This is a genomic window from Jeotgalicoccus marinus DSM 19772 (assembly GCF_000425825.1).
In the GTDB taxonomy this organism is placed as follows: Bacteria; Bacillota; Bacilli; order Staphylococcales; family Salinicoccaceae; genus Jeotgalicoccus; species Jeotgalicoccus marinus.
The window spans coordinates 398,130-406,192 of the sequence record NZ_KE384460.1 but is presented as its reverse complement, the minus strand read 5'-3'; the positions used below and the strand labels follow the sequence as shown (position 1 = coordinate 406,192).

Here is an 8,063-nt window from a genome sequence, read left to right as displayed (position 1 = left end):
TGAAACATGCGGTAAGGTGATTCGGGATGTACGCGTGCCATTTTTGACAATACTATAATCGGCATTGATACATCCACACGCTGGACAATGTGTCGGATTATATGTGAGTTTGGCAGTGATAAATAGGGACTTAATACCCTTATAGAAAACTTCTTCAACAGTGGACTTTGTATAATCGAGATTAGGCTCTTTAATTTGAAGTAAAGATGATATAAAATGAGTCATAGGCGTAAATGTTCCTTTCTATTGAGTTGTGGTGACTTTAGTATAAGAACATTTGCGCTATTTTTGTATCATTTTATAGAAAAATACGGTTGATGATTTTTAGTCATCAACCGTATTTATTATAGAGCCTAAATTTCTTGAGTGCTTATTTATTTATTTAAAATGGAAATGCAAGTAAGTCAATACCGTAAACAACCGGTACCCAAAGGTAAACGACGATAATAATCATAAGTGCAGCAATAATGTTTAAACCGAATCCTGCTTTCATCATCTCACCAATTGTTACCTTACCTGTACCAAAAACAATCGCGTTTGGCGGTGTTCCAACCGGTAACATAAAGGCACAGTTTGCAGCCATAGCTGCAGGTACCATTAATGCTAATGGGTGAACGTCTAAAGCAATAGCTAGACCAGCTAGAACTGGTAGAATCATCGTAGCTGTTGCTGTGTTTGATGTGAATTCTGTCAAGAACAAAATAAGTAGTGCAACGATTGCAATCATTAAGATCAATGGCATACCTCCTACACCTGAAAGCATTTCACCGATCCATTGGTCGACACCAGTTTCAACAATTGAACCAGCAAGCGCTAAACCACCACCGAAGAGTAATAGAACACCCCATGGTAGATCTTTTGCAACACCCCAGTCGAGTACACGACCATTTTGTCTCTTAGAAGGGATGATAAATAGTAATACTGCAGCGAGCATTGCAATTGAGCCATCACCTAATAACTCTGTGAATGCAAACTGATCAAAGAAGAAGCCTCTAAGGATCCAAAGTGATGCAGCTAAAATAAATACTGCAAGTACCCATTTTTCTTCCTTTGTGATCTTCCCTAACTTATCTAACTCATCAACAATAATTTTTCTCCCACCAGGTAATTGATTCATACCATGTTTGAACTGGAAGAAGTTGATGTATGCCCATGCTAGAGCCAGTAACACAATAACAACTGGAACCCCGACCAACATCCACTGGGCAAAGTTCATCTCAACATCAAAGATTTGTTTCATCTGACCAGCTAAGATAATAAGTGGTGGTGTTCCAATTAAAGTTCCAAGTCCACCAATCGTACCTGCATAACCGATCGCAAGTACTAGAGATTTCTCAAAGATTTTAACATCCTTTTGAACACTTGGCGTTGATAAAGAGTGCGCCTCTTTAATAATTGCGAGCCCAATAGGAATCATAATCATAACTGCCGCTGTATTCGATACGAACATTGATAACAGCGCTGTAGAAATCATAAAGCCTAACAAAATTGTCGCTGTTGTCGTACCGATTGCTTTAATAATAGAAAGCGCGATACGTGTATGTAAGTTCCACTTCTCCATTGCAACTGCTAATAAGAAACCACCTAAGAATAAGAATACAATGTCATCCCCATAAAAACTAGCCATATCCTGATTCGTCATTATTCCTCCCATCGGGAATAATACTAAAGGTAGTAACGATGTAGCTGGTATCGGAATCGCTTCCGTTACCCACCAACTTGCAATCCATAAAGCAGCTGCAACGACAAAAATTCCATTCTGATCTAAGCCTTCAGCTTGTAAAAACAACAGAGTTAATACAAATAATAATGGTCCGAGCAGAAGTCCGATCAGCTGAACCTTAGTATATGATGTTGCATTAGGATCAGGCGTTGGAGCCCCTGTTGCTAGGTCCCTTAAATCTTTTGCACTAAAAAACTTCAGTAATGATTTTGTTCTTTTGGATTCACTCCATAAGTTATCATAACTTTTCTGAACGATATTTTTATCTTTAAATTCGCTCACAAATACCCCTCCTTAAATAAAACATATTAATAATATATCACAATTATTCTGATTAATATATAGAACGTTTAAGTATAACGATAAGTTTAACTTATAATATATTCATTGTAAGCGCTTATATGTAATAAATATCCATTTTATGTGGTGCTTATGCGAGTTTGGTTTGGAGGTTGATTTGAGTAGGTGAGCTTCGTTTTTATTTCGAAGCGGAGCTCTTACCATTCAGCAGCTTCGTTTTTATTTCGAAGCGGAGCTCGTACCATTCAGCAGCTTCGTTTTTGCTTCGAAGCGGAGCTCTTACCATTCAGCAGCTTCGTTTTTATTTCGAAGCAGAGCTCGTGCCATTCATCAGCTTCGTTTTTGTTTCTAAGCGGAGCAATCCCATTCCATTGAAATCACCCAACCCACATACACCAGCAAATAACAACTCTCACAACCAACTAAACAAAAAAACACTGAAACCCTAAGGTTTCAGTGCATCACTACATCAGTTCTTCTTTATATTTTAGTTAATTTTCTCTATATCTACGACTCTTTTATATCCTGATTCATCAATGAAGAATACTGCAATGACTGCAATCAAAAGTAAGCCACCTGCTAAGTAGAATCCCATATCTAAGTTACCAGTCACGTCTGTTATGAAGCCAGTAATGTAAGGTGCCAATATTGAGGCTGACATTCCGATAAAGTTATAAATACCAAATGATGTTGCCAGTCCGACACGTGGTGCGTTGTTTGCCACTACTGCGATCAATACCGGGTTAGTTGATAATTTACCGACGATACCGTATAAGATTAGAGCGACATAGAGTACCCACATTTGATCAAATAGCACTATAGAAATTGTTGAGATAAATGCTAACGGTACCATTACGAGTAGTACTGGTCTTTGTTTACCTAGCTTATCTGATATCCAACCAAATAGTAACATACCAGGAATTGATGCCCAAGGTACTAGTGAAGATACAAACGCTACGCTAGTTCCTGAAATGCCTCTTGCTGTTTCAAAATAATATGGTAACCAAGTTAAGATTACGAAGAAACCGTAAATCGAACAGAATATAGTAATAAATGCTAGAAGTAAGTTTCTATTTTTAATAGCTCTGAAACTTTCAGTTTCTCTTGTTCTCCTGTAGTTTCACTTGGTGCTTGATAACCTGGAGGATGTTCTTTTACAACAATCCACATAATAATACCGATGATGATAACGATAACACCCATAATCCAGAACGGTGTTCTCCAAGATAGGTCCATCTCTTGAACTGTAATACTAGAAATCCAGTAACCTGCTGACATACCAAGCGCCATACCTGAGTTAATGATTGATGAACCGATTGTTAAACGCTTTTGAGGTATTGCCTCTGAAGATAGACCATATTGTGGTCCGTAGAATACCCCTTGGAACATCCCTGTCATAAACCACATTGTTAAGAACATGTAGAATGTGAACATTTGTCCAGATAAAATTGCTAAAATACCAAAACCGATAAATGCTGGGATGATCATTTTCTTACGCCCGAATTTATCCCCTAAAAACCCCTGATGGGATCTGTGTAGCTGTATAACCTAGGAAGAATAAACTTGAAATTAAACCTAGTTGTGCAGTCGTAATTGCAAACTCACTTTGGATGTTTGTCATGATTGGGTTTAAAATTGTACGTGTTGCATAAATTGCGACCCAACCGAGTGTAAACACGATAACAATTTTAATCCAGTAATTGTTTGAAAGCTGTTTGTTCTCCAATATTTTCCCTGTTTTCTTTAATACTTCTTTTATCACTTTTAATTATACTGTTTCTCCTCAATCAAAACATTATCCAATATGTATAAATTCACTTTTATATTATGTTCAATTTATCACAATTTTAGATTTATTGTTTGCCATCTCACGATAACGGTTATATTATATAGAAATAAAAATTAAAAAGGATGATAGAATATGTCAAGTTTAAAAATAAACAGAAGATTAATCATGACCCCAGGACCTGTTGCAGTTGACCCTCGTGTTTCACAAGCGATGAGCAACTCCATACTTGGCCAATTCGATCCCGAATTTACAAATATTATGAATGAAACGATGGATTTAATTCGTGACTCATTTAAAACAGATAATAAATGGTCATACCCTATCGATGGTACGAGTCGTGCAGGTATAGAAGCAGCGATTTCATCTATTGTAGAACCAGGCGATAAGGTTCTCATTCCAGTTATCGGCCGTTTCGGTAATTTACTAATCGAACTCGTTGAACGTGCTGGCGCTGAAGTTCACACAATTGTAGCACCGATGGGAGAAGTCATCCCTCAAGAAGATATCATTAAAGAAATGGATAAGGTTGAGCCTAAAGTTTTAGCGCTTATACACGGTGAAACATCATCTGGTCGCTCACAACCGATTGATCAATTAGGTAAGGCTGCTAAAGAACGTGGTGTCTTTACTGTTGTGGATGCTGTTGCGACTTATATGGGTCAAGATATTCCAGTCGACGAATGGGAACTTGATGCTGTTATCGGTGGCTCACAAAAATGTCTATCAGTACCATCAGGTATTACACCAATTACTTATAATGACCGATTCAGCGAAGAAATTAATAAACGTAAACGTGTTGAAAAAGGGATTCGTACAGAATCGGATGAAGAAAATCAATTAAGCTTTATTACAAGTAACTACCTAGACTTAACGCAACTAGAAGGTTATTGGTCTAACCGACGCCTTAACCATCACACTGAAGCCACTGTTAATGTTTACGGTTTATATGAAGGTTTAAAACTTGCACTTGCCGAAGGTGTAGAACAAAGAGCGAAGCGTCATTCCTATCACCATGAAGCAATGAAGCAAGCAGTGACTGCTATGGGGCTTGAAATATTCGGTGACCAAGAACATGAAATGCAGATGGTTGTTTGTGTTAACATCCCAGAAGGTGTTGAGGATGCTGTCTTCCGTAATGAGTTACTCGAACGTTTCGGAATTGAAATTGCAGGAACATTTGGTGCAGTTTCAGGTAAAATTTGGCGTATTGGTACGATGGGATATGTTGCTGAAAAACAAAATCTTTTAAACTTCATTTCAGCTTTCGGTGTATTCCTTGAAAGTAAAGGCGTAAAAAATATAGATGCTTCAGCTGGCCTAAAAGCCTTAATCGATTTTTACGATAACAATAAGCTGTAAGATCTAGATACAAGCATATAGGTTATATTTAATAGTTTGTCCATAACTCATAACTTGAATCATGAGTTATGGACAATTTTTCATGTTTTTCTATTCAACGAAGTTTTGAACAAAATATTTTAGATATTTAAACGTTTTATTTAGACAAAAAGCCGTGAAATCTCATTATCAAGATTTCACGGCTTTTGGAATGTTAAATTATATTTCTTTCAACAGTTGAGTCTATAAGATTACCAGTATCTTCATTAATCACTGCGCTTTGATAAGTTAATGGATTACTATCTAAATCATTATAGTGACTTAAAATACTCTCTATACTCTCTTCTAACATGATTAAACCATTTTTAGCTGTCATATAAGTATCATCTTCACTACTGAAGAGACGGTCATAGTCAATTTGCCATACATTTGTTAGTTGTCCATTATCATTTACAAGTCGCTTAAACGGCTTCGTAATAAATGATTGATGTGGATGGACAGTCATCGCTGTTACATGCTGGGCTAGTCTTTCGTCTATCTGTACCTGAATCTTATAGGTCGCTTCATCACTCACACGTTCACTTGTTAGTTCAAAAGGAACATAGTTTAATTCTTTAATTCCACTTATTTTTTCATTATTAAGCGATAAAGATTTAACAGAAGGTGAGACTTCTATATCATTATTCAAGATAGACTTAGTATTTTGTGACGGATGATTCCCATATTCAACAAAATCCGGCATATTCATATTGTTAAATGCATTTGCCACCATCATAATCGCAGTGATTTGACTATGATCTATTGCCTGGTCAATTTGATGCTGGTATGAGGCTCTTTCTTCATTGTCTAAATAGAACATCATACTGAGATTATTCTTACTATCATCTTTTGCCTGATCTAAATCTTTTGATAAGTCTTTTATACCTTCGGCAATTATGACATCATCGCTATCATCTCTCGTAACAACAACACTCTTTGCATCAATGTTTTCAGAAAGGTATTTCAAAAGCATATATGTGAATTCTTCTGGTGTTAAGTCTTCTAAATTCACATCTAAAGATTTTATAAAGGCTTCTGTATCATTCATTTTAAAGGTCGTGTTGACAACGTTAGTGAGATGTTTTTCTAACTGTGCTTTGTCATCAGCTTTTTTATAAGCATCGCTCACGCCTTTTTGGAAGTTTACAGGCGGTTGTTTTTCAATCTCGACCTCTTCTTCAACCTGTTTTTCTACAACTGGTTGTTCAGGTTCGATATATTTAGGAGCCTTTTCTACAATTTCCTCTTCTGGTTGAACCGGTTCTGTTACAGGTTCTTCAGGAACTTCATTTTGTTCTGGTTGTTCTTCAACAACTTCTTCTTTTACTTCCTCTTGTTTTTCAACCGGTTCTTTAGATTCGTAAGTTTCTTCAGCATTATCAGTTTCAGACGGTTTCTCTTCTACATCATCTCTATTTTCACTATCATCATTTTCTGTATCAGTGTCCTGTTCAGACTGTTCGTCTTCTACTTCATCCTCTTCAATATCTTCTTCAGATTCGGACTCATCGTTATCTTGTTTTTGATTTTGATCTTGTTGATTTTCTTCTTCCTCAACTTCTTCTTTTTCCTTACGCTCAGCTTCCTCTTGTTCAGCCTGCTCTTTTTCTGCTATTTCCTTTGCTTCTTGCTCAGCCTCTTCTGCTTCAGCTTTTTGTGCTGCTTCTTTTTCAGCTTGCTTTTTAGCGGCTTCCTCTGCTTTTAATCTTTCCGCTTCAGCTTTTTTAGCCTGTTCTTCTTTTAATATTTCTTGATAGATTGCCTCATCTTCTACAATGGCTTCTTCAAGAATGATTTGTACTGTTTCAATGTCAGATGCGACTTCAACTTCACCAAGATAATATGTCTTGTTTTCATCTGAAATATTTTCTAATTCTGTGATGAGTTGCGCTGCATTTTCTTGTTCAGTTAATAAGGCTTCCTCTTGTTCAACAAGTTCGGCTTCATTTGTCTGATCTTCCTCGTCTTGATTTTCTGTCTCTGTCCGTTCCTCAGTTTGAACTCCATCTACCTTATTTTTCTCAGAGGCATAGGTATCGAAACTGAATCCAAATATTAAGAACATGCCAACCATGACCGATGACACAGACTTTTTATATTTACGAATAGAGAATCGTTGTTTTACTTGATTGACATTTGTATGCTTGTTCATCTTTCTATTTTTCATCAGTTTCACCTCCATTTATAGATTAATCCCAATTTATAATAATAATTCAATTATACTATGTAAATGTTTAAAATACATACTATATTTGTTTAAATTCTGTTAAGATTTTTGAATTTTTAAGTATTTACTAGCAATTTCGATTTGTATATCTCTTTCTCTTGAACTGGCGTCACAATCACTAATCAAATTCTTTACCTTCACTGCATAATCAGAGGAAACAATCGCATGTCCACGCATATGTCCTGTCGAAATTGCTTGAGCAAATACTCTTGCTGAAAACTTACTAATATCATTTACTGATTTTTTAGCAAGAGTGTTCGCTAAAAATCCGTCCTGTCTTAAGTGATAATCGTTCACTTCATTATTAATTCTTCTAAATAAAATTTCTCGACTACTTTGTATAATTGAGTACTTAAAATCCTCATTGTCTATATCAATGTATTCAATAAATCTTTCAGCATTTTCTATAGCCCATCTTGCGAGCTCTCTTTGAGGTAAAGTTTCTAAAATTTGTTCAAGTTCGATTCTTTTATCGAGATTATCTTTGATGGATACCTTGTATGGTGTTGGAATTTTGATCTTATCATCTTCTTTTAAGCGACGTTCGTGATCATTCCATGCATAGTCATTGATATTCATTTTTACCCACCTTAGATTTATTGTATTTGATAATTCGATTATACCAATATAAGTGAATGTGTTTCTTC

General features: G+C 36.1%; 7 protein-coding genes and 1 pseudogene. 1 reads left to right on the top strand and 7 read right to left on the bottom strand.

Annotated features, from left to right (window positions below; genetic code table 11):
- The 5 genes and pseudogenes from H624_RS12800 to H624_RS12885 form a co-directional block, all read right to left on the bottom strand.
- Positions 1-225: pseudogene (locus tag H624_RS12800) on the bottom strand (ISL3 family transposase); the annotation flags it as partial.
- A 157-nt stretch (positions 226-382) separates the two neighbouring features.
- The gene (locus H624_RS0111100) at positions 383-1,981 is read right to left on the bottom strand and encodes an SLC13 family permease (protein WP_211220901.1); all 1,599 of its coding nucleotides are present in this window, start codon (positions 1,979-1,981) and stop codon (positions 383-385) included.
- A 529-nt stretch (positions 1,982-2,510) separates the two neighbouring features.
- Positions 2,511-3,068 (bottom strand): MFS transporter, encoded by a 558-nt coding sequence (locus H624_RS12895; RefSeq protein ID WP_281170745.1) that lies wholly within the window; start codon positions 3,066-3,068, stop codon positions 2,511-2,513.
- An 11-nt stretch (positions 3,069-3,079) separates the two neighbouring features.
- On the bottom strand, positions 3,080-3,511 hold the full coding sequence (locus tag H624_RS12890; RefSeq protein ID WP_026867668.1) for an MFS transporter: 432 nt from the start codon (positions 3,509-3,511) through the stop codon (positions 3,080-3,082).
- A 16-nt stretch (positions 3,512-3,527) separates the two neighbouring features.
- A complete protein-coding gene (locus tag H624_RS12885; protein ID WP_026867667.1) occupies positions 3,528-3,785 on the bottom strand; it encodes a hypothetical protein in 258 nt (85 codons plus the stop codon).
- A 159-nt stretch (positions 3,786-3,944) separates the two neighbouring features.
- On the opposite strand from H624_RS12885, the gene H624_RS0111080 reads away from it, so the two are divergent.
- Complete coding sequence (locus H624_RS0111080) at positions 3,945-5,171, top strand: pyridoxal-phosphate-dependent aminotransferase family protein (protein WP_026867666.1); 1,227 nt, start codon at positions 3,945-3,947, stop codon at positions 5,169-5,171.
- A 193-nt stretch (positions 5,172-5,364) separates the two neighbouring features.
- Here the strand turns inward: H624_RS0111080 and H624_RS0111075 are convergent, their stop codons facing one another.
- Both H624_RS0111075 and H624_RS0111070 read right to left on the bottom strand, forming a co-directional pair.
- A complete protein-coding gene (locus H624_RS0111075) occupies positions 5,365-7,356 on the bottom strand; it encodes a YSIRK-type signal peptide-containing protein (RefSeq protein WP_026867665.1) in 1,992 nt (663 codons plus the stop codon).
- Between the two features lie 99 nt (positions 7,357-7,455).
- Entirely contained in the window at positions 7,456-7,995 is a 540-nt protein-coding gene (locus tag H624_RS0111070) for a putative immunity protein (protein ID WP_026867664.1), read from the bottom strand.
- Between the last annotated feature and the right edge of the window lie 68 nt (positions 7,996-8,063).

Excerpts from the sequence above, each read along its gene's own strand:
- H624_RS0111075 (WP_026867665.1), bottom strand. The coding sequence starts at position 7,356 with ATGAAAAATAGAAAGATGAACAAGCATACAAATGTCAATCAAGTAAAA.
- H624_RS0111080 (WP_026867666.1), top strand. The coding sequence starts at position 3,945 with ATGTCAAGTTTAAAAATAAACAGAAGATTAATCATGACCCCAGGACCT.
- H624_RS12890 (WP_026867668.1), bottom strand. The coding sequence starts at position 3,511 with ATGATCATCCCAGCATTTATCGGTTTTGGTATTTTAGCAATTTTATCT.
- H624_RS0111070 (WP_026867664.1), bottom strand. The coding sequence starts at position 7,995 with ATGAATATCAATGACTATGCATGGAATGATCACGAACGTCGCTTAAAA.